At 59.7% G+C, this 20,230-nt stretch carries 20 protein-coding genes; 12 read left to right on the plus strand and 8 right to left on the minus strand.

Annotation, left to right across the window (positions count from 1 at the left end; all coding sequences use genetic code 11):
• Positions 1–202 precede the first annotated feature (202 nt).
• Positions 203–1,075, minus strand: coding sequence for a DUF817 domain-containing protein (locus J5276_RS04425; RefSeq protein ID WP_025593944.1), 873 nt, complete (start codon positions 1,073–1,075; stop codon positions 203–205).
• Between the two features lie 57 nt (positions 1,076–1,132).
• On the opposite strand from J5276_RS04425, the gene J5276_RS04430 reads away from it, so the two are divergent.
• On the plus strand, positions 1,133–1,561 hold the full coding sequence (locus J5276_RS04430) for a DUF2809 domain-containing protein (protein ID WP_065702395.1): 429 nt from the start codon (positions 1,133–1,135) through the stop codon (positions 1,559–1,561).
• Here the strand turns inward: J5276_RS04430 and msrQ are convergent.
• Both msrQ and msrP read right to left on the minus strand, forming a co-directional pair.
• Positions 1,515–2,162, minus strand: coding sequence for a protein-methionine-sulfoxide reductase heme-binding subunit MsrQ (gene msrQ / locus J5276_RS04435; protein ID WP_003516113.1), 648 nt, complete (start codon positions 2,160–2,162; stop codon positions 1,515–1,517). The genes J5276_RS04430 and msrQ overlap by 47 nt on opposite strands.
• 2 nt (positions 2,163–2,164) lie before the next feature.
• Positions 2,165–3,106 carry a protein-methionine-sulfoxide reductase catalytic subunit MsrP gene (msrP, locus tag J5276_RS04440; protein ID WP_025593942.1) on the minus strand — a complete coding sequence of 314 codons (942 nt, stop codon included), beginning with the start codon at positions 3,104–3,106 and terminating at the stop codon, positions 2,165–2,167.
• A gap of 312 nt (positions 3,107–3,418) precedes the next feature.
• Here msrP and ilvD point away from each other — a divergent pair, with 312 nt between their 5' ends.
• Entirely contained in the window at positions 3,419–5,254 is a 1,836-nt protein-coding gene (gene ilvD, locus J5276_RS04445) for a dihydroxy-acid dehydratase (RefSeq protein ID WP_112154647.1), read from the plus strand.
• Between the two features lie 264 nt (positions 5,255–5,518).
• Positions 5,519–6,520: a serine hydrolase gene (locus J5276_RS04450; RefSeq protein ID WP_003516108.1), complete on the plus strand. Its 1,002-nt coding sequence runs from the start codon at positions 5,519–5,521 to the stop codon at positions 6,518–6,520.
• Between the two features lie 3 nt (positions 6,521–6,523).
• Here the strand turns inward: J5276_RS04450 and J5276_RS04455 are convergent, their stop codons facing one another.
• Complete coding sequence (locus J5276_RS04455) at positions 6,524–6,877, minus strand: lysozyme inhibitor LprI family protein (protein ID WP_019567060.1); 354 nt, start codon at positions 6,875–6,877, stop codon at positions 6,524–6,526.
• Positions 6,878–7,051: 174 nt separating this feature from the next.
• Between J5276_RS04455 and J5276_RS04460 the strand changes: the two genes are divergently transcribed.
• Both J5276_RS04460 and J5276_RS04465 read left to right on the plus strand, forming a co-directional pair.
• Positions 7,052–8,458, plus strand: coding sequence for a DegQ family serine endoprotease (locus tag J5276_RS04460; RefSeq protein ID WP_112154595.1), 1,407 nt, complete (start codon positions 7,052–7,054; stop codon positions 8,456–8,458).
• On the plus strand, positions 8,455–9,771 hold the full coding sequence (locus J5276_RS04465; RefSeq protein ID WP_112154596.1) for a replication-associated recombination protein A: 1,317 nt from the start codon (positions 8,455–8,457) through the stop codon (positions 9,769–9,771). Before J5276_RS04460 ends, J5276_RS04465 begins: the two co-directional genes overlap by 4 nt.
• Before the next feature lie 81 nt (positions 9,772–9,852).
• Here J5276_RS04465 and J5276_RS04470 read toward each other — a convergent pair whose 3' ends face one another.
• Positions 9,853–10,167 carry a DUF1883 domain-containing protein gene (locus J5276_RS04470; protein ID WP_003516101.1) on the minus strand — a complete coding sequence of 105 codons (315 nt, stop codon included), beginning with the start codon at positions 10,165–10,167 and terminating at the stop codon, positions 9,853–9,855.
• 251 nt (positions 10,168–10,418) lie between these two features.
• Between J5276_RS04470 and J5276_RS04475 the strand changes: the two genes are divergently transcribed.
• From J5276_RS04475 to J5276_RS04495, 5 genes are all read left to right on the plus strand, one after another.
• Entirely contained in the window at positions 10,419–12,233 is a 1,815-nt protein-coding gene (locus tag J5276_RS04475; protein WP_013636425.1) for a methyl-accepting chemotaxis protein, read from the plus strand.
• 304 nt (positions 12,234–12,537) lie between these two features.
• Complete coding sequence (locus J5276_RS04480; protein WP_019567064.1) at positions 12,538–13,806, plus strand: extensin family protein; 1,269 nt, start codon at positions 12,538–12,540, stop codon at positions 13,804–13,806.
• A gap of 401 nt (positions 13,807–14,207) precedes the next feature.
• Positions 14,208–15,029 (plus strand): sulfite exporter TauE/SafE family protein, encoded by an 822-nt coding sequence (locus J5276_RS04485; protein ID WP_112154597.1) that lies wholly within the window; start codon positions 14,208–14,210, stop codon positions 15,027–15,029.
• A gap of 104 nt (positions 15,030–15,133) precedes the next feature.
• Positions 15,134–16,060 (plus strand): ABC transporter ATP-binding protein, encoded by a 927-nt coding sequence (locus J5276_RS04490; RefSeq protein WP_019567066.1) that lies wholly within the window; start codon positions 15,134–15,136, stop codon positions 16,058–16,060.
• Positions 16,057–16,818, plus strand: a complete 762-nt coding sequence (locus J5276_RS04495) for an ABC transporter permease (RefSeq protein WP_003516094.1) — start codon at positions 16,057–16,059, stop codon at positions 16,816–16,818. Before J5276_RS04490 ends, J5276_RS04495 begins: the two co-directional genes overlap by 4 nt.
• A gap of 115 nt (positions 16,819–16,933) precedes the next feature.
• Here the strand turns inward: J5276_RS04495 and J5276_RS04500 are convergent, their stop codons facing one another.
• The 3 genes from J5276_RS04500 to J5276_RS04510 are packed head-to-tail and all read right to left on the minus strand — an operon-like array spanning position 16,934 to position 18,637.
• Positions 16,934–17,641, minus strand: coding sequence for a TIGR02281 family clan AA aspartic protease (locus tag J5276_RS04500; RefSeq protein ID WP_003516092.1), 708 nt, complete (start codon positions 17,639–17,641; stop codon positions 16,934–16,936).
• The gene (locus tag J5276_RS04505; RefSeq protein WP_003516090.1) at positions 17,638–17,832 is read right to left on the minus strand and encodes a DUF1289 domain-containing protein; all 195 of its coding nucleotides are present in this window, start codon (positions 17,830–17,832) and stop codon (positions 17,638–17,640) included. Before J5276_RS04505 ends, J5276_RS04500 begins: the two co-directional genes overlap by 4 nt.
• A gap of 19 nt (positions 17,833–17,851) precedes the next feature.
• Entirely contained in the window at positions 17,852–18,637 is a 786-nt protein-coding gene (locus tag J5276_RS04510; RefSeq protein WP_112154598.1) for an adenosylcobinamide-GDP ribazoletransferase, read from the minus strand.
• A 131-nt stretch (positions 18,638–18,768) separates the two neighbouring features.
• On the opposite strand from J5276_RS04510, the gene cobT reads away from it, so the two are divergent.
• A complete protein-coding gene (cobT, locus tag J5276_RS04515; RefSeq protein ID WP_003516086.1) occupies positions 18,769–19,803 on the plus strand; it encodes a nicotinate-nucleotide--dimethylbenzimidazole phosphoribosyltransferase in 1,035 nt (344 codons plus the stop codon).
• 8 nt (positions 19,804–19,811) lie between these two features.
• Positions 19,812–20,216, plus strand: coding sequence for a diacylglycerol kinase (locus J5276_RS04520; protein ID WP_013636420.1), 405 nt, complete (start codon positions 19,812–19,814; stop codon positions 20,214–20,216).
• Positions 20,217–20,230 lie beyond the last annotated feature (14 nt).

Genomic DNA, 20,230 nt, shown 5'->3' on the forward strand with positions numbered 1-20,230 from the left:
CGGCGTTCCGATGGTAAGCTGTATCAACATAGAAGCCATTAGGGCGGCTGGCGTCGTGAACGATAAATACGCCAACTTCGGTATTTTCGCTTGTCTTGTATATCGCCCGGTAGATTTTTTGGCAGGATTTACAAGTTATTGCTCTCTATCGGCTCGATGTCCTGCAATCGTATTTTTTAACGATGCTTGGAAAGCGCTCGCTTCACTCTGGAACGTGGATGCGGGCCTTGATGTGCTTGAGTTGCGCGACAATCGTAAACGTCATGATGACCAGCAGCGACCACGAACTCCACTTGCCGATATGGACGACGGACCAGGCGCCGATCTGATCGGGATATTTCCAGATACCGAAGAATGTGGAGATGTTTTCCGCCAGCCAGACGAAAAACCCTATCAGGACGAAGGAGAGAAGCAGCGGCATCTTTCGATCCCGATCATAGGGACGGTAGACCACTGTTGCGCGGGAATAGAGGCCGATGGCGCAGGCGGCGATGTACCAGCGGTAGTCACCGATAAAGTGGTGGGTGAAGAAGTTGGCGTAGATGGCGATGCCGATCAGCGTTGCCATCCAATAGGTGGGATAATTGCGAATGCGCACATCCAGCAGGCGCCACGCCTGGATGATGTAGCTGCCGACGGCGGCGTACATGAAGCCGGAAAAGAGCGGCACGCCGAGGACCTTGCTATAGGCGAAGTCGGGGTAGGACCAGGACTGGATAGCGCTTGACGTCTTGAACACCTCAAGCGCGAAGCCGACGATATGGAACAGCAGGATGGCCTTGGCCTCGTCAAGCGTTTCCAGCCTGCTCCAGATCATGAAGAACTGGATGCCGAGCGCGACGATCAGCAGCACGTCATAACGCGGAATGCCAAATACCCCACCATGCGGCACCACGAAGATGGAAATGAAGAACAATCCCGCAAACAGGCAGGCACGGGCTTCCTTGATGCCGAAATAGAGAAATTCGATGACAAAGCGCCTGATGCCCTTGAGTTCGCCCCAAGGATAGGTATCGCACAGAAGATTGTCCAAAACCGAGAGGCGGGTTGCGGCTGGGCCTGTTGCTGTGCTCATGTTCGCGCCTCGATTTGTATCTGTTAAATTTTCATACGAAAACCGGAAGGAACTCGCATGGGTCTGTCACGCCTTTCCCCGCCTTATTTTGCCCGCATCCGGCTTTTGGCGGCGGCCATGATTGTGATCATTGGCGGCCTTTGCTTGCGGGCGTTCGGCTACGAGGTGGGATTGCCGTTCGTGGCGGTAAAATATGGCGGATCCGTGCTCTGGGGGGCGATGGTCTATCTGCTGCTGGCGGCCATCCTTCCGTCCCGCTGTTACGGTTACGAGGTTCACATCGCCGTCATCGCCGTCGTCGTCGTGGAATTGATCCGGCTCGTTCATTTCCCGGCGCTGGACGCGTTTCGCGCAACGGCGGCCGGAGCTTTGCTGCTCGGCCGCGTTTTCTCGGTGTGGAATATCGTTTGCTATATCGGCGGGATCGCGGTGGCGTCCTTTACGTCCGGACGGGGCTTGCGCGCCTTGCCCTCTTCGCCGCCATGATCGAGGGCCGCACCAGCCGATACCCGAGCAACACCACCATCGTACTGATATAAAACACCGGCTCGAGCGTGATCGATTTTCGCGCCAGCACGAAATGCAGTACGCCGACGATGAGCACGAGATAGACGAGCTTGTGCAGCGTGTTCCAGCGGCTGCCGAGCTTGCGGATCGACCAGCGGTTGGAGGTGAGCGCGAGCGGCAGCAGCATGACGAGCCCCGCCATGCCGAACATGATATAGGGCCGCTTGAGAATATCAGCGGCGATGGAGCTGAAGACCAGGCCGCGGTCCAGAACCAGATAGACGCTGAAATGTGCCAGCACGTAATAGAAGGCGATCAGTCCCAACGCCCGGCGATAGGCGATGAGGTTTATGTTGAAGAGATCGCGCAGCGGCGTCACCAGCAAGCCGAGGCATAGAAAGCGCAGCGCCCAGATGCCGAGCAGGTGCTCGAAATCCTTGACTGGGTTGAAGCCGAGGCCGCCGGTTGCGGCGAGGTAAAAATACCAGAGGCCGGGACAGAGGCCGATGACATAAAGCGACCAGATGGCTGCCGGCTGGTAACGCTTCGGCAGTGAGGGAAGCGAAAAGGCGAGGGCCATGATCAGTAATTCGCCTTTAGATCGAGGCCGGTATAGAGGCTTGCCACCTCGTCATAGCCGTTGAACATCAGGGTAGGGCGGTTCTGGGTGCCGAAAAAGCCGCCTTCGCCGATGCGCTGTTCCGTTGCCTGGCTCCAGCGCGGATGGTCCACATGCGGATTGACGTTGGAATAGAAACCGTATTCGCGGGCGTTGGAGTTTTTCCACGTCGTTTCCGGCTGTTTCTCGACAAGCGAAATACGGACGATGGATTTGATGCCCTTGAAGCCGTATTTCCAGGGAACGACGAGGCGAATGGGCGCGCCATTCTGGTTCGGCAGGGTTTCGCCGTATAGTCCGACGGCAAGAATGGTCAGAGGATGGCGGGCCTCATCTAGGCGCAGACCCTCGACATAGGGCCAGGACAGAGGCTGGAACAGGCCGCTCTGGCCCGGCATTTCCTCCGGCCGCACCACGGTTTCGAAGGACACGTATTTCGCGCTGCCGAGTGGCTCCACCTTGTCGAGAAGTGCGGCGAGAGGGAAACCGATCCACGGAATGACCATCGACCAGCCCTCGACGCAGCGCATGCGATAGGTGCGCTCCTCTAGCTGATATTTCATCAGCTCTTCGATGCCGAATTCCTGCGGTTTGGAGACAAGGCCATCCACTTTTACCGTCCAGGGGGTGGGCTTGAACTTGCCGGAATTTTCCTTCGGGTCGGATTTGCCCACTCCGAACTCATAGAAATTATTGTAGCTGGTGACGGCATCGAGCGGGGTGAGCTTCTCATCCAGCTTGTAGGCGCCTGCTTTGGCAGCAAGCGGAGTGGCGACAGCCTCGCGGCCGGAAAGCCCGATTGCCGCAAGCCCCGCCGCGGTGCCCAGGAAGCCGCGTCTCGAGAGGTAGATATTCTTCGGCGTGATTTCTCGTGCCGGGATGAGGGGCGGACGATAGGCGGGCATTTCAACCTCCACAAAAGCCGGGTGCATCGGCGATAAATCGATTATGATAGGCTATACGGCCGCTGCACAGATATGTTTCAGCACTCTGCGCAAAAACAGCGGCCGGGCGGCAAAAATCGCGCATTTGTGATGACAGGCCGCGCGAATTGCAACATTCAAACCGGGCGTACCGTACCGAACCGTACTGTTTTGCCCGAAGGTGACAGTGACAGGGCTTACGGTTTGCGCTAGAAAAACCGCAAAATAGGGCGAGGGCATTTTGACCGCGGTGTGGTAATGCGCTCTTCTGCCCAAGAGATCGAGGAAAATACCATGCCAGTCTATCGCTCCAGAACGACAACCCACGGCCGCAACATGGCGGGCGCGCGCGGCCTATGGCGCGCCACCGGCATGAAGGACAGCGATTTCGGCAAGCCCATCATCGCGGTGGTCAATTCCTTCACGCAGTTTGTGCCGGGCCATGTGCATCTGAAGGATCTCGGCCAGCTCGTTGCGCGTGAAATCGAAGCGGCCGGTGGCGTTGCCAAGGAATTCAACACCATCGCTGTCGATGACGGCATCGCCATGGGACATGACGGCATGCTTTATTCGCTGCCGTCGCGCGAAATCATCGCTGACTCGGTCGAATACATGGTCAATGCCCATTGCGCCGACGCGATGGTTTGCATCTCCAACTGCGACAAGATCACCCCCGGCATGCTGAATGCGGCGATGCGCCTCAACATTCCCGCCGTATTCGTTTCCGGTGGTCCGATGGAAGCGGGCAAGGTCGTTCTGCATGGCAAGACGGTCGCGCTCGATCTGGTTGACGCCATGGTCGCAGCTGCCGATGACAAGATTTCCGATGAGGACGTCAAGATCATCGAGCGTTCCGCTTGCCCGACCTGCGGTTCCTGTTCCGGCATGTTCACTGCCAATTCCATGAACTGTCTGACCGAGGCGCTCGGCCTGTCATTGCCCGGCAACGGTTCGACGCTTGCCACCCATTCGGACCGCAAACGCCTGTTCGTCGAGGCCGGTCACCTGATCGTCGATCTGGCGCGCCGTTATTACGAGCAGGACGACGAGACCGTTCTGCCGCGCACCATTGCCAACAAGGCTGCGTTTGAAAACGCCATGTCGCTGGATATCGCCATGGGCGGTTCCACCAACACGGTGCTGCATATTCTGGCGGCAGCGCATGAGGGCGGTGTCGATTTCGGCATGGAAGACATCGACCGTCTTTCCCGCAAGGTTCCCTGCCTTTCCAAGGTCGCGCCTGCCAAGCAGGACGTGCACATGGAAGACGTTCACCGCGCCGGCGGCATCATGCGCATTCTCGGCGAGCTGGATCGCGGCGGTCTCCTCAATCGCGATACCTACACGGTGCACGAGGCGACGCTGGGCGACGCCATCGACCGTTGGGACATCACCCGCACCAACAGCGAAACCGTGCGGCAGTTCTTCAAGGCTGCCCCCGGCGGCGTGCCGACGCAGGTGGCCTTCAGCCAGTCGTCGCGCTGGGACGATCTGGATACGGACGGTGAGAACGGCGTTATCCGCTCGGTTGAAAAGCCTTTCTCCAAGGATGGCGGTCTGGCCGTGCTTTATGGCAACATCGCTCTTGATGGCTGCATCGTGAAGACGGCGGGTGTCGACGAATCCATCCTGAAATTCAGCGGTCCGGCGGTTGTTTACGAAAGCCAGGACGCTGCGGTGAAGGGCATTCTTTCCAACGAGGTCAAGGCAGGTGATGTCGTCGTCATTCGTTACGAAGGACCGAAGGGCGGCCCCGGAATGCAGGAAATGCTCTATCCGACCAGCTACCTCAAGTCCAAGGGCCTTGGCAAAGCCTGCGCGCTTATCACCGACGGACGTTTTTCGGGCGGCACATCCGGCCTGTCCATCGGCCATGCCTCGCCGGAAGCGGCGCAGGGCGGCGCTATCGGCCTCGTGCGTCAGGGCGACTTGATCGAGATCGATATTCCCAACCGCACGATCAACCTCAAAGTTACGGATGCGGATCTGGCAGCCCGCCGCGCCGAGCAGGATCAGCTCGGCTGGAAGCCTGCGGAGTTCCGCAAGCGCAACGTCACGACAGCGCTGAAGGCCTATGCGGCTTTTGCGTCCAGTGCCGACAAGGGTGCTGTTCGGATTTTGCCGGAGTAATCTGGTGGGCAGGGTCCTACATTGCAGGCAGCCTGAGCCGCTCTTCTGAGCGGCTTTTTCTTGTTCTGACCCAGATTACGCGCGCCGTTAAGAAACAGATTCAATTGCCTCAGAGCTTGATTCTCCAAGCTCGCGCAACACGTTGTTTCTGCACCGCAAATTCTAAACCATCCGGCCGTCCACCCTCCATGCCATCAGTCACATTGGAGTGATGTTCCGTCACTTGCCCTTTTCCAACGCGCCGCGATGCCTAACTTCAGCACCATGAAAAGACGAACCGCACTCGGCCTTATCGCATCCCTGCCTTTCGCCCGCCTTGCCCACGGGCAAACACCCGGCAATGGCGCCCGCTTCAGTCCATTGCTCAACGAGGCGGATGGGCTTTCGAGCCTGAAAGCCGTCATCGTCAGTATTGACGGCGAGGAGGTGGCCAGCCGTGCCTATCACGGCGCCAGCCTTATGGGTTCCACCAACATCAAGTCGGCCTCGAAATCTGTGATTTCCGCGCTGGTCGGCATGGCGATCGACCGCAAGATATTGGCCGGGGCGGATCAGCCGATTGCCACGATCCTGCGCAGCGATTTTCCGCCGAACCCCGATGCGCGTCTGGAAAGGGTAACCATCGGCAACCTGCTTTCCATGCAATCCGGTCTGGAACGAATGTCCGGCCCGAACTACGGCCGCTGGGTCGCCAGCCGCAACTGGGTGCGAATGGCGCTGGGGTCGGGTTTTGCCGGAGAGCCGGGCGGTGGCATGCTTTACTCCACCGGTTCCACGCATCTGCTTTCGGCGATTTTGACCAAGGCATCCGGCCGTTCGACGCTGTCGCTGGCGCGCGACTGGTTCCGGCCGCTGGAGGGCTTCTCAATCGGCGGCTGGGAGCGCGACCCGCAGGGCATCTATCTCGGCGGCAACCAGATGGCGATGACGGCGCGGTCGCTGCTGGCTTTCGGCGAGCTTTACCGGCTGGGCGGGGTAACGCCAGGCGGCGAGCGTTTGATTTCGCAGAGCTGGATCGATCAATCCTGGCAACAACGCACCAATTCCGTCTTCAACGGCGATGGTTACGGCTATTGCTGGTTCATCAAGGAGATGGCGGGCGAGACGGTTTATTATGCCTGGGGCTATGGCGGGCAGATGCTCTATATCGTCCCCGCTAAACGGCTTTCGGTGGTTATGACGTCCCGCGAGGATGCGCCTTCGGCGAGAACCGGTTATCGCGACCAATTGCATGGGCTGATGGAGAATATCATTCGCGTTGCGTGAAAATCAGAGCGGTCTGTTTATGCTCTGAAAAGCTTCCCCGAGCCGCTTCATGCGCTCCTCATAGGCACTTGTAATGCAGGCGACATCCGCATTGCATTCCTGGCGCTTTTTCAACCATTGGCTCTGTTCTTCGCGCAAGGTGTCGCGTGCGCCCATCGCCATCAGTTGTGTCAGGATGTCGAAGGTGGTGACCATCTTCACGTCCTGATCGTTGAGGGCTCGGTTGTCGCAGATCGCCTTTTCATCCGCGGCCAGATCCGGCTTCGTGCAATCGAAGCTGGCGGCGTTGGCGGGCGAACCCAATGAAGCGCAGGCGAGGAGGATGCCGGAGGCAAGGATTGTCTGTTTCATGTGCATGGGTCGTCTCATTTTGAGGACAGGCTCGTGTGGGTGAAACCGAAATGGGGTGCTGTTGGTTCCACCTGCACAAGCCGGTCATCGCATGAAAAAGATCGGCCATCATCTTGCCGCGCTTTGCTTTATAGGCTTTCACGTTATAACTCCATCATACTGATGAGGATGAGGAATCACATGCAGAGCGTGCTGAAGTATCTGTCCACCGGCTTTCTTGCGGCGCTGCTTCTCGTTCCGGTCGGAGCGCAGGCGCAGGACAACAAGACCGTGCCCGCAAGCCACATGGAAATGCAGCTTTCCTTCGCGCCGCTGGTCAAGCGTACCGCGGGCGCTGTGGTGAATGTCTATGCCGAACGCATCGTGCAGCGGCGCTCGTCGCCCTTTGCCGGCGACCCGTTCTTCGAACAGTTCTTCGGCCAGCAGATGCCGAACCGCACGGAGAAACAGTCCTCGCTTGGATCGGGTGTGATCGTGACGGCCGGCGGCCTCGTGGTGACCAATAATCACGTCATCGATGGCGCCGACGACATCAAGGTGGCTCTGGCGGATGGGCGTGAATTCTCCTCCAAGGTGCTGCTGAAGGACGACCGGGTCGATCTTGCCATTCTGCAGATCGACGCGAAGGAACAGTTTCCGGTGCTTTCGCTTGGCAATTCGGATGCCATTGAAGTCGGCGATCTCGTGCTTGCCATCGGCAACCCCTTCGGTGTCGGCCAGACGGTAACAAGCGGCATCGTCTCGGGGCTGGCGCGCAACCAGGTGACGCAGGGCGATTTCGGCTTCTTCATCCAGACCGACGCCTCCATCAACCCCGGCAATTCCGGCGGCGCGCTGATGAACATGGCGGGTGAGTTGATCGGCATCAATACTGCCATCTTCTCCAAGGGCGGCGGGTCGAACGGCATCGGTTTTGCCATTCCCGCCAATCTGGTCCGCGTTTTCGTTGCCGCCGCCGAGCGTGGCGACGCGAACTTCCAGCGGCCCTATATCGGCGCGACCTTCGATCCTGTCACCTCCGATGTCGCCGAGGCGCTTGGCCTGCACCGCGCGCGCGGTGCGCTCGTTGTCAGCGTCGTCAAGGACGGCCCGGCGGAGAAAGCTGGCATCGAGCCGGGGCAGGTCGTAACGGCGGTCAACGGTTTGGAGGTGGAGCATCCCGATGCACTCGGTTATCGCCTCACGACGGCTGGCATCGGCAAGTCCGCCGAATTGACGCTGGTGGAGAAGGGCAAAGAGAAGAAGGTGACCATTGCGCTCGACACGGCGCCGGAAACCGCGCCGCGTGATGAACGCCTGCTGGAGGGACGCAATCCCCTGGCGGGCGCGACTGTCGCCAATCTCTCGCCGAAGCTTGCGGATGAACTGCGCATGCCTTCGCAGGTGACCGGCGTCGTCGTCACCGATGTGAAGCGCGGTTCGCCGGCCTATCGGGTCGGTTTCCAGCCGAAGGACGTCATCCTATCGCTGAATGGCTCGGATATCGGCTCCACCGCTGCGGTCGAAAAGGCGCTGGACGACAATCCCGGCTTCTGGCGGGTGGAAATCCTGCGTGACGGTCAACGTATCCGGCAGTTCCTGCGATGAGCGATGACCTCTTTGCTCCACAGGTGCCTGTCGAGGTCGCCAACCGGCGGCCTCTTGCCGACCGCCTGCGTCCGAAGACGCTGGCGGAGGTGACCGGGCAGCCGCATCTGACGGGTGAAGAGGGCGTGCTGCGCCGTATGATCGATAGCGGCTCACTCGGATCGATGATCTTCTGGGGACCGCCCGGTACCGGCAAGACGACGGTCGCCCGTCTGCTTTCGGGCGAGGCCGGGCTGGCTTTCGAGCAGATTTCGGCGATTTTTTCCGGTGTTGCCGATCTCAAGAAGGTTTTCGAGGCAGCACGCACACGCCGGATGAACGGCCGGCAGACGCTGCTTTTTGTTGACGAGATCCATCGTTTCAACCGTGCCCAGCAGGACAGCTTCCTGCCGGTCATGGAAGACGGCACCATCATTCTTGTGGGGGCAACCACCGAAAACCCGTCCTTTGAACTGAATGCCGCTCTTTTGTCGCGGGCGCGTGTCCTCACGTTCGGTTCGCATGACGAGGAGAGCCTGGGCGAGCTTTTGAAGCGCGCCGAAGAGGCGGAGGGCAAGCCTCTGCCGCTGAACGAGGAGGCGCGTGCCAGCCTGATCCGGATGGCCGATGGCGATGGCCGCGCCGTGCTGACGCTTGCCGAAGAGGTCTGGCGCGCGGCGCGCAAGGACGAGACTTTCGATACCGAAGGGCTGACGCGCATCGTGCAGCGGCGCGCGCCGGTTTATGACAAGGGACAGGATGGCCACTACAATCTGATTTCCGCGCTGCATAAATCGGTGCGCGGTTCGGACCCGGATGCGGCGCTTTATTATCTCTGCCGCATGTTCGATGCCGGCGAAGACCCGCTCTTTATCGGGAGGCGGCTGGTGCGCATGGCGGTGGAGGATATCGGCCTTGCCGATCCGCAGGCGCTTGCCGTCTGCAATGACGCCAAGGACGCCTATGATTATCTGGGGTCACCGGAAGGCGAACTGGCGCTGGCGCAGGCCTGCGTCTATCTCGCCACCGCGCCGAAATCGAATGCCGTTTATACAGCCTTCAAATCGGCGATGCGGGCGGCCAAGGAAAACGGCTCGCTGGTGCCGCCAAAACATATTCTGAACGCGCCCACAAAGCTGATGAAGGGCGAGGGTTACGGTGACGGTTACCGTTACGACCATGACGAGCCGGATGCCTTTTCGGGACAGGACTATTTTCCGGAAAAAATGGGGCGCAAGACGTTTTACGATCCGCCCGACAGGGGTTTCGAGCGGGACATCCGCAAGCGTCTCGACTGGTGGGCGAAGCTGCGCCGCGAGCGCGGTTCGCGATAAAAAGCTTTCTTCACAAAAAGAATCAGGCGCTTGCCAAAGTGAGTCGTAAAACCGCGCCATCCAACTGTTTCCAAAGGGAAATCAGGATGCCTTTCGGTGTTGCATGACCTGCGACGGCGCAGGCAGCATCTTGACCGAGGATTCCGCCAGACCGCTATGCCCTTCCGCATCGATCACCAGATGCCAGTGCAAGGTCTCGGGAATGCTGATGCGGATCGGCGATTTTTTCGCGACGCCGCCGAGATATTTGAAATCGAGCAATTCTGTGAAACGCTGGAAGTTTGCGCCTGTCATCAGCCGTACATTGTTGACGGCCGAAAGGGACACCTCAATGGTCGTCCCAGCCCGCAATTCCTTCAGGTCATAGTGTGTAAAGCGGAAATTCGGCCGTGACATTGCGCGTCTCCCTGTACCTGTATTTTGGCAAAAGAGGATAGGACGTCAGGGTTAACGAGCTCTTTAAAACGGCAGCACCGTGTAGAATTTCGGGTCGCTGCGCCGGCTTTGAAGGGCCGTGGAGAGTATTGGCGGGTTGGGAGGAGGAGGTCTGGAATAATACTAACGTATAATAAGCGTATTCAGTTATAATAAATTTTTTAACTCTAACGTACGCCGGTCGAAGTGCCGTCAGCGGCGTTGGGGGGAATATGAAAAACGTCACGATATCTATGCGCCTTTATGCGCTCGTTGCATTGTTTCTGGCAATATTGACTGCGGCACTTACATTCAGCCTGTTCGAGACTTTTCATGAGATGGAACGCGAGCGTAAAGCGGGACTCGCATCCATGAACGAAACGGCTGTCGCCATTCTTGAGCAATATTACCGGCTGGAGCAGGGTGGCACCCTGACGCGTGAGGCTGCGCAGCAACAAGCCAAGACCACGATTGCGGCGATGCGCTATGGCAACGGCAGCGGCTATTTTTGGATCAACGACATGCATCCCAAGATGGTGATGCATCCGATCAAGCCCGAGATGAACGGCAGCGATCTCACTGCCAACAAGGATCCGAACGGCAAGGCGCTGTTCGTCGAATTCGTCAATACGGTGAAGGCGGGCGGCCAGGGCTTTGTCGATTATTATTGGCCCAAGCCCGGCGCGCCGGACCCAGTCGAGAAATTTTCCCATGTCGCCGGTTTCGCGCCCTGGGGATGGATTGTCGGCACTGGCGTTTATGTCGACGATCTTGAGGCGGTTTTCTGGAGCAATGCCTATTTCAACATCGCAGTGTGTGTTCTGTCCGGCCTTCTGGTGATCGGCGTGGCTGCAGCCGTCGTGCGCAGCGTGACACGGCCTATCGATCGCATCCGGCAGAGTATGAAGCGGATCGCTGATGGTGACGGCGAGGCGGAAATCGAATTCGCCGACCGTCGCAACGAAATCGGCGCCATTGCCAAGACGTTGCTGGTGCTGCGTGACAGCGTCAATGAGCGCAGCGCCTTGCAGGCCCGCGAGGCGGGGCAGCAGCGGGCGCTGGAGGAGGCGCGGCATGGCAACGAGATGGCGTTGCGCTCCGCATCCGAGCGTCAGGCTCATGCCATGAACGAGCTCGGCAGTTCGCTGGAAGCACTCGCCAATGGCGATCTGACCGTCGAGCTTGCCGATATCGGCGGCGAATATGAAAAGCTGCGCATGGATTTCAACCGCGCCGTCGGCGCGCTGCATGGGGCGATCGAGGCGATCGCCAGAACCGGCCATGTCGTCAACGATAGCGCATCTGACATCAGCGGTGCGACCGGCAATCTTTCGCGCCGGACAGAGCAGCAGGCAGCGGCGCTGGAGGAGACGGCGGCGGCTCTTGACGAAATCACCGCGACGGTGCGCACCGCTTCCGAACGGGCGAACGAGGCCCGACAAATGGTGCAGGATACAAAAACGAGCGCAGGCCGCTCGGGCGAGATCGTGCGTAATGCCGTCGATGCGATGGGCCGTATTGAGGAATCTTCGCGGCGCATCGGGCAGATCATTTCCGTCATCGACGAAATCGCGTTCCAGACCAACCTTCTGGCGCTGAATGCCGGTGTCGAGGCCGCAAGGGCAGGCGAAGCGGGACGCGGTTTTGCCGTGGTGGCGCAGGAGGTTCGCGAACTCGCGCAACGCTCTGCCAATGCCGCCAAGGAGATCAAGACCCTTATCAATCGTTCCGCGGAAGAGGTCGGCGGCGGTGTCGCACTCGTTCGCTCCACGGGCGATGCGCTGGATGAGATCGTGACGCTGGTCAACCGGGTCGACGGCCATGTCAATTCCATCGCCACGGCGGCGCGGGAACAGGCCACCGGCCTGCAGGAGATCAACACCTCCGTCAACCACATGGACCAGATGACCCAACAGAACGCCGCCATGGTGGAAGAGACGACGGCGGCCAGCCAGACGCTGGCCGAAGAAAGCCGGCAGCTCCGCGCGCTGCTGTCCCGTTTCGAACTCGGGCATGGGGCAGGGCGCGAGGTTTCGCGGGCGGCTTGATTTTTATCCGCTTGAGATAGTTTACAGGGCGCGGCTTTGGCTGCGCCCTTTCTGTTTCGAGGAAGTGAGACAACCTCTCCTCCGTCGTGCCGGACCCGTGGTGTGTCTGCATCGTGAGAGGCGTTGGTTTGCGGAGCTTTGCTGACACCTTTGGTATGATTTCGCTCGAGGCTTCCGCATTTCTCGCTTCACGGAACAGCCCGGTTCGTTATTTCTCCCAACCAATAAGGATTCGTTTACCCCGTTTCTTTAAAATTTACCTGTATTGCCGCGGGTAGCGGCCGCTGAAGGTACAGGTTCTCGTATGGCGTATGTTTCCCTTCCGCGTCGTCTTGTGACGTTGTTGATGATTTCCACGGTCATGGTGTCGTGTTCGGCGGAGGGCCTTGTGCCGCCGGCCGAGGTTGACGGCACGACACGTGTCGGCGCCATCCGGTCGTCGCGGCAGCAAGGCTACAGCGCGCCGCCGGGTGCGGTCTATCAGGCCGAGCGGACCGGGCAGGCCACCAATTATCCCGCAGCCGTGTCGCAGCCGATGCCGGAGCCTTATGCCTCGCAGGATCCCCTGCTGCAATCGCCACAGCGCGGCCAGGGCTATTCCACGCTGGATGGCCAGCATCAGGCGCGGATGGCCGCGAACGGCCAAAGTATGGCCTCCCCAGCCATGCCCAACCAGCAGGGCGCCGCAAATCAGATCGCCGAAGGCGAGGGCGGGGTGAACATGGATTCCATGCTGGGCGTGGAGCCGGTTCGCGGACTTGCGGAAGAGCAGGATGCCGATATTGCCGAAGGCGCTTCCGCCCAGCCGGTGGTGGACGGCATCGGCACCGACAATCCGGTTGCCGTTTCTCCGGCTCGCCGGCAACAAAGTGCGGGTCAGTCGCGGTTGATACCGCCACCGCCGCCGGGGTCTTCTTCCCGCCGCCAGCCGGTGGAGGAGGTCGCCATGCTGATGCCCAATGATCCGATGGCCCGCGACGGATTGCAAAGCAACCGCTCGGCTATGCCGCCCGGCGTCATGCCATCCTCGGAAGTGGCCTGTCGCTCCGAGCTGCGCCGTCTCGGCGTCGCCTTCCGCGATGTTGCGCGCATTGCAGATGGTCCGACCTGCGGTATCGACTATCCGATCGAACTCAGCGGGCTTGCCAGCGGCGTTGCCATCCGCCCGGCAGTGAAGCTCAATTGCCAGGTCACGCTTGCCTTCGCCAAATGGGTAAAGTTCGAACTCGTGCCGTCCTCCCGCTTCCGTTACCTCTCAGGCGTCGGGCGCATCACGCCCATGGGCGGTTATTCCTGCCGCAAGATGAATTCGCGCTCCAGCAATCCATGGTCCGAACATGCGCGCGGCAACGCCATCGATATCGGCACCATAACGCTGAACAACGGCAAGGAGATCGACGTCCGCAGCAAGAACTTCTTCGCCTTCCGGGAAAAGGCGCTGCTGAAGGCAGTGAGGTCCGATAGCTGCAAATATTTCTCCACGGTTCTCGGGCCGGGCAGCGATCCCAACCACTGGAACCATTTCCACTTCGACCTGCGCACCCGCAAGTCCGGTTACAGGCATTGCGACTAGGGGGCGACGAGACGACACGGTGGTGCATGACGATAGGCGTGAGGCATTAGTTGTGGTGCGTCACGTCGACCCGTAACTTCCCGTCCGTCCCGGCGCTACCCGGAATGACGGAGTGGGGGATGTGGCCACATTACAATTTGGGCCTGTTGGGTTTGGTGCTAGCCGCCCAAAAAAAGACCGGCCCTAAGGCCGGTTGAAGAAGACTGCCTAAATCGGGGGATATCGGCGTCTTTGCAAGGGCATGCAATGGGAAGAAATCCCATAAAACGGTCTATCCGGTGCGGATATCCGGCAAAAAACATCGCGCCGTACTGACCTGCGGCCAACATGGCTTGCCGCCCTTTTCTGATACGCTATGAGCGTCACATGTTTGTGACAACGGCCCCCGGGAGCCTGCTTTCATGCCCCCAGTTTCAGAGATACTGATCTTTGCTTCGGCGCTTGCGGCCGCGGGCGTGGTCGCTGGACTTCTGGCGGGGCTGTTCGGCATTGGCGGCGGTGCTGTGCTGGTGCCGGTGTTCTACCATGTGTTCGGGCTTCTGGATGTGCCGGAGGCGGTGCGCATGCATCTGTCGCTTGGCACTTCGCTTGCCATCATCGTGCCGACCTCCATTCGTTCCTTCCTGACGCATCAACAGAAAGGTGCCGTTGATATCGATCTCCTGAAGGGCTGGATCGTCGCCGTGCCGCTCGGCACCATCCTCGCATCTGTGGTGGCTGCGCATGCCTCGAGCGTCGCCCTGCGGCTGATCTTCGCTTTCATTGCGCTTGCGCTCGCTTTCCGGATGATCTTCAACCGGGCGAGCTGGCATCTCGGTTCAGACCTGCCGAAAAACCCGGTCCGCTTTCTGGTCGGCACCGGCATCGGCCTTCTGTCTGGCCTGATGGGTGTGGGCGGCGGGGTGATGAACAATACTTTCATGACGCTTTACGGACGCACCATCCATCAGGCGGTTGCCACATCCTCCGGTGTCGGAGTGCTTATTTCGCTGCCGGGTCTCCTCGGCTATATCTGGGCCGGCTGGGGTGATGCAGGTCTGCCGCCTTTTTCCACCGGCTTCATCAACTGGATCGCCGTCGCGCTGCTGATCCCCATCACGCTTGTCGTCGCGCCCTATGGCGCGCGGCTGGCGCATGCACTCAGCAAGAAGCAGCTGGAGCGGGCCTTCGGGGTGTTTCTGGTCTTCGTCGCGGCCCAGTTTTTCTACAGCGTCTACAGCTGATTTTCCCTCCCCGCCGAATGCAGTGTTCAGGCCGTTGGGCTGGCAATTGCGGGTTGTACGGCCTATATGGCGTGCATCTTACTCGTTTTTTCGAAAGATTCGCGATGAATGCCATTGTTTCGATACGGAATCTGACCAAATCCTACTCAAATGGCTTTCAGGCGCTCAAAGGTGTCAGCCTCGATATCAGAGAGGGGGAAATCCTTGCTCTTCTCGGGCCCAACGGAGCCGGCAAGACGACGCTGATCTCTATCATCTGCGGGCTTGTCAATCCGGGTGAAGGCTCGGTTCTCGTTGGCGGATATGATGTGGTGAAGGATTTTCGCCAGACGCGTGCCCTGATCGGCCTTGTGCCACAGGAACTGACGACAGACCAGTTCGAGACCGTGTGGAACACCGTCAGCTTCTCGCGTGGTCTGCATGGGCAGAAGAAGAACCCGGAACTGATCGAGCGCGTCCTGAAATCGCTGTCGCTCTGGGACAAGAAGGACAATATGCTGCGGGAGCTTTCCGGCGGCATGAAGCGACGCGTGCTGATCGCCAAGGCGCTTGCGCACGAACCGAAGGTCCTCTTCCTCGACGAGCCGACGGCGGGTGTGGATGTTACCTTGCGCCGCGACATGTGGAATGTCGTTTCCGAGCTGCGCTCCAAGGGCGTCACAATCATTTTGACCACGCATTACATCGAGGAGGCGGAAGAGATCGCCGATCGAGTGGGCGTTATCAATGGCGGCCAATTGTTGCTGGTGGAAGAAAAGACCGCGCTGATGAAGAAGCTCGGCCGCAAGCAGCTTTTCCTTGAACTTTCGCAGCCGGTGGAGGCGTTGCCGGACAGTCTCTCATCCTTCGGCCTTTCGCTCTCGGATGACCGCAACACCATCACCTACGAGATCGAGGACAACGGCGAGCAGGGGCGCATTGCCGATCTGCTGACTGCGCTTTCCGGTGCCAACATCCATTTCAAGGATATTTCGACACGTCAAAGCTCTCTTGAGGATATTTTCGTCTCGCTGGTAGGAGACCAGAAATGAATTTCGAAGCTGTCAAGTCCATCTACCTGTTCGAAATGGCGCGCACCCGCCGCACCCTGTTGCAGAGTGTCGTGTCGCCGGTCATTTCCACCTCTCTCTATTTCATCGTTTTCGGAACGGCGATCGGTTCAAGGATTCAGGAGGTTGGCGGGGTTTCCTATGGCGCGTTCATAACGCCCGGCCTGATCATGCTGACGCTTTTGACGCAATGCATCAGCAACGGCTCTTTCGGCATCTATTTTCCGAAATTCACCGGCACGGTCTACGAGATATTGTCTGCGCCAGTGGCGATGACGGAAATTGTTGCCGGTTATGTCGGGGCGGCGGCGACCAAGGGGCTGATGATCGGCACGATCATCCTGATAACGGCCTCCTTCTTCGTGGATATCACCATCGCCCATCCGTTCATGATGATCCTGTTCTTTGTGCTGACGGCGGTGAGCTTCAGCCTGTTCGGCTTCATCATCGGCATCTGGGCCACGAATTTCGAGCAGTTGAACCTCATCCCGATGCTGGTGGTGCCGCCTCTGACATTCCTTGGCGGCAGCTTCTACTCCATCGACATGCTGCCGCCCTTCTGGCAGACGGTCAGTCATTTCAACCCGGTGCTCTACCTCATCAGCGGTTTCCGCTGGAGCTTCTACGAGATCGCCGACGTTAATCCCGTCATCAGCCTGGCGATGATCACGCTGTTCCTTGCGCTCTGCCTCGGCGTCGTCGGCTGGATGTTCAAGACCGGTTACCGGCTGCGCAACTGACCGGAAAGAGGTTTGCCGTGAATATGATACGCCCGGTTTGCACCGGGCGTTTTCGTATTCGGATAGCGAGACGTTATTTTTTGATCTCGAGCAGGAACTGTCTGCCCGGCAGGTTTCACCTGTCTCGCAATCTCAACTCATCGGTCTGCATCTGCATCGAACCAAGCGTCGACAGGAAGCTCATGCCGAGCAGGCTCTGGCCCAGTTGGCCATCCTGCGCGACGAGGGCGGGGATGTTGCTCCGCGCGATCGGGCCGATGCCGATCTCGGACAGGGTGACGGGCGCTGCCGCCGTGCGGCCGTTCGCGGTCATCACCGGCACGGTGTAGCGCAGTTTCGTGGTGTCGATGCCGATGGCGGCGGCATCGGCATTGGCCAGCACCACGGAGCTCGCGCCGGTATCGACCAGCATGTGGATGGTTTTGCCTTCAATGCTGACATTCGCCTCGAAATGGCCGCTCATCGATTTGTGCAGTATGATCTCCTGTTCGCCGCCAGCGGTCGTCACCACCACCGCGCGGCCGGGCATCAGGCCACCCAGCAGCCGGTCGGCGAAGGATTGCAGGTCGTAGCGATAGAGATAGACGGATACGAGGCCGAGGATAATCACGAGCCAGATGGCGAGTTGCCGGACAACGCTTGCGAAGCTGCCGCGGCTTCCCGCCAGAATGCCGACTGATAGCAAGCCCGCAATCGGCAGGAGATAGACGATCTGCCCGAATTTCTCGTTGTCGATGCCGAAGGTGCGGCCGCTGTCGTGATTGACGAGAAGCAGGCCGAGACCCACGGCCAGCAAAAGGAGAACGAAAGTCAGCCTGTTCATGCGGTGTGCGTCTCCCTGGAGGTGTCCTTGCCTGTTTTTGCCAGTCTTTCGGGAAGCGCCTGCATGATCATGCGGCGCTTTTCGTCGCTATAGGTTGCCCAGCCGCCGATCTCGTCCAGCGTGCGTCCGCAACCGATACAGAGGGTGTTTGTGGCGTCGAGGGAGCAGATATGAATGCAGGGTGTTTCCATGGGGATCTATATCAGTCTGTCACGTCGCAAGGGCAAGAGCGACGAGAGTAAAGATCTCCGTGATCTGCTGGCTGGCGCCGATGGTGTCGCCGGTATGGCCGCCGATCTTGCTGACACAGAGCCTGCCGAACAGCATCGTCGCGAGGCAGGCAGCCGCCAGAACGACTACGATAGACACAAAGGGCAGGGCATGCAGCGTGAAAAGCACGAGCAGCAGCAACCCTGTTGCGAGCGAGATGTTGCGCTCGCTTTCCCCGGGTTGGCCGGCGCCGGCGGCGATGCCGGAGGTTTTGGCGGCGGGCAGTGACTGCCAGTGCCATACCATCAGGGCGCGGCTCACCACCAGCGCGGCAATCAGGCAGGCGGCGGCGGTCTTGGCAGGCAGGGTTTCTATAAGCGATGCGAGTGCCGTGGCGCGCAGTGCAAAGGACAGGACCATGGCGATCGTGCCATAGCTGCCGATGCGACTGTCCTTCATGATCTCAAGCGTTTTCGGCTTGTCCTTGCCGCTGCCGAAGCCATCGGCCATATCCGCCAAGCCGTCTTCGTGCAACGCACCTGTTATGAGCGCGGTGACGGCGATGGCAAGCCAGCCGGTGAGCTGCGGTGAGGCGTCGAACTTCGCTAATGCCACCACGAGGACAGCAGCGGGCAGGGCGATCAGGAGGCCTGCTGCGGGAAAAGCGCGTGCTGTCCGGCGCATCGATGGACCGTCACCTTCACCGAAGAAGCGCGATGGGACCGGCAGGCGGCTGAGAAAGGCAACGGAATGCATGACATCTGTTATAAAATCCCCGGCCTTCATGCTCTCTCCGCTGCTGTACTTGCATTTCCGGTTGTTCCGCGGCGCGTCCGCGATTATGAGAGGCGCAACAAAGACCGATTTGCCGGAAAACACAAGTTTCCGCCAACCCGACGACGAGAAAGACAGATACCATGAGCATGAGCGGATTGCCCTTCGACGATTTCCGCGCGCTGCTGCGCGAGCTTCCCGGCCCGGATACGCATGCGCTGGTCGCGGCCAAGGAGCGCAATGCGCAACTGACGAAACCGGCCGGTTCGCTCGGTCGGCTGGAAGAAATCGCCATGTGGCTTGCCGCATGGTCGGGCCGCTCGCCCGCCGTCACCCGTCCGCTGGTGGCGATTTTCGCCGGTAATCATGGCGTCACCCGGCACGGCATCACGCCCTATCCGACATCCGTGACGCAGCAGATGGTGGAGAATTTTGCGGCAGGCGGTGCGGCGATCAACCAGATTTGCGTCACCAACGATCTCGGTCTGAAGATTTTCGATCTGGCACTTGACTACCCGACCGGCGACATCACCTGCGAGCCTGCCCTTTCCGAGCGCGATTGCGCCGCCACCATGGCCTTCGGCATGGAGGCGATTGCTGGCGGTACCGACCTTCTCTGCGTTGGCGAAATGGGCATCGGCAACACCACCATCGCAGCCGCGATCAACCTAGCGCTCTATGGCGGCACGGCGGAAGAGTGGACCGGTCCCGGTACCGGCTCTGAAGGCGAGGTCATGGCCCGCAAGATCGCGGCGGTGAAGGCTGCCGTCGAGTTCCACAAGGACCATCTGTCCGATCCGCTCGAAATCATGCGCCGTCTCGGTGGCCGTGAGATTGCGGCGATTGCCGGCGCGATCCTTGCCGCGCGCGTGCAGCGCATTCCTGTGCTGATCGACGGTTATGTGGCGACTGCCGCTGCCGCGCTGTTGAAGGCTGCCAATCCTTCGGCGCTCGACCATTGCCTGATCGGCCATGTCTCCGGTGAACCGGGCCACCTGGCTGCCGTCGAGAAACTTGGCAAGACGCCGCTTCTGGCGCTGGGCATGCGGCTTGGCGAGGGCACGGGTGCCGCTTTGGCCGCCGGCATCGTCAAGGCTGCCGCCGCCTGCCATTCCGGCATGGCGACTTTCGAAGCTGCCGGTGTCGATACTGGTACCCATTCCCACACTGAGCATTGAGGCCGAAGATGGACGCAACGCCGCAGAAGAAGCAACCGGAACCTGCCTTTCGCAAGGAAAAGGGATGGCGGCATCTTTTTGCTGCTGCCCGCTATTCCTTGCAGGGGCTTGGACGGCTGTGGCAGGAAGCGGCGTTCCGGCACGAGGTTCTCGCCTTCGGCGTCGGCCTTGCCCTGCTTCTGGTCGCTGGCGCGCCGTTTGCGCATCTTCTCGTCTTTACGGTGCTGATGCTGCTTTTGTTCGCCGTCGAGGCGCTCAATACCGCGATTGAGGAGTTGGTGGATCGCATCTCGCCGGAAATTTCTTCCGTCGGGCGGCACGCCAAGGATCTCGGTTCCTTCGCCGTCTTCTGCCTTTTGACGGCAAACGGATTTTTCGTGCTTTATTCGCTGGTGACGACGCTGTTCTTCTGAACGGCAGATTTGAC

The organism is Agrobacterium sp. S7/73, from assembly GCF_019355535.1.
Taxonomy (GTDB): Bacteria; Pseudomonadota; Alphaproteobacteria; order Rhizobiales; family Rhizobiaceae; genus Agrobacterium; species Agrobacterium tumefaciens.

Excerpts from the sequence above, each read along its gene's own strand:
- J5276_RS04425 (WP_025593944.1), bottom strand. The coding sequence starts at position 1,075 with ATGAGCACAGCAACAGGCCCAGCCGCAACCCGCCTCTCGGTTTTGGAC.
- J5276_RS04430 (WP_065702395.1), top strand. The coding sequence starts at position 1,133 with ATGGGTCTGTCACGCCTTTCCCCGCCTTATTTTGCCCGCATCCGGCTT.
- msrQ (WP_003516113.1), bottom strand. The coding sequence starts at position 2,162 with ATGGCCCTCGCCTTTTCGCTTCCCTCACTGCCGAAGCGTTACCAGCCG.
- msrP (WP_025593942.1), bottom strand. The coding sequence starts at position 3,106 with ATGCCCGCCTATCGTCCGCCCCTCATCCCGGCACGAGAAATCACGCCG.
- ilvD (WP_112154647.1), top strand. The coding sequence starts at position 3,419 with ATGCCAGTCTATCGCTCCAGAACGACAACCCACGGCCGCAACATGGCG.
- J5276_RS04450 (WP_003516108.1), top strand. The coding sequence starts at position 5,519 with ATGAAAAGACGAACCGCACTCGGCCTTATCGCATCCCTGCCTTTCGCC.
- J5276_RS04455 (WP_019567060.1), bottom strand. The coding sequence starts at position 6,877 with ATGCACATGAAACAGACAATCCTTGCCTCCGGCATCCTCCTCGCCTGC.
- J5276_RS04460 (WP_112154595.1), top strand. The coding sequence starts at position 7,052 with ATGCAGAGCGTGCTGAAGTATCTGTCCACCGGCTTTCTTGCGGCGCTG.
- J5276_RS04465 (WP_112154596.1), top strand. The coding sequence starts at position 8,455 with ATGAGCGATGACCTCTTTGCTCCACAGGTGCCTGTCGAGGTCGCCAAC.
- J5276_RS04470 (WP_003516101.1), bottom strand. The coding sequence starts at position 10,167 with ATGTCACGGCCGAATTTCCGCTTTACACACTATGACCTGAAGGAATTG.
- J5276_RS04475 (WP_013636425.1), top strand. The coding sequence starts at position 10,419 with ATGAAAAACGTCACGATATCTATGCGCCTTTATGCGCTCGTTGCATTG.
- J5276_RS04480 (WP_019567064.1), top strand. The coding sequence starts at position 12,538 with ATGGCGTATGTTTCCCTTCCGCGTCGTCTTGTGACGTTGTTGATGATT.
- J5276_RS04485 (WP_112154597.1), top strand. The coding sequence starts at position 14,208 with ATGCCCCCAGTTTCAGAGATACTGATCTTTGCTTCGGCGCTTGCGGCC.
- J5276_RS04490 (WP_019567066.1), top strand. The coding sequence starts at position 15,134 with ATGAATGCCATTGTTTCGATACGGAATCTGACCAAATCCTACTCAAAT.
- J5276_RS04495 (WP_003516094.1), top strand. The coding sequence starts at position 16,057 with ATGAATTTCGAAGCTGTCAAGTCCATCTACCTGTTCGAAATGGCGCGC.
- J5276_RS04500 (WP_003516092.1), bottom strand. The coding sequence starts at position 17,641 with ATGAACAGGCTGACTTTCGTTCTCCTTTTGCTGGCCGTGGGTCTCGGC.
- J5276_RS04505 (WP_003516090.1), bottom strand. The coding sequence starts at position 17,832 with ATGGAAACACCCTGCATTCATATCTGCTCCCTCGACGCCACAAACACC.
- J5276_RS04510 (WP_112154598.1), bottom strand. The coding sequence starts at position 18,637 with ATGAAGGCCGGGGATTTTATAACAGATGTCATGCATTCCGTTGCCTTT.
- cobT (WP_003516086.1), top strand. The coding sequence starts at position 18,769 with ATGAGCATGAGCGGATTGCCCTTCGACGATTTCCGCGCGCTGCTGCGC.
- J5276_RS04520 (WP_013636420.1), top strand. The coding sequence starts at position 19,812 with ATGGACGCAACGCCGCAGAAGAAGCAACCGGAACCTGCCTTTCGCAAG.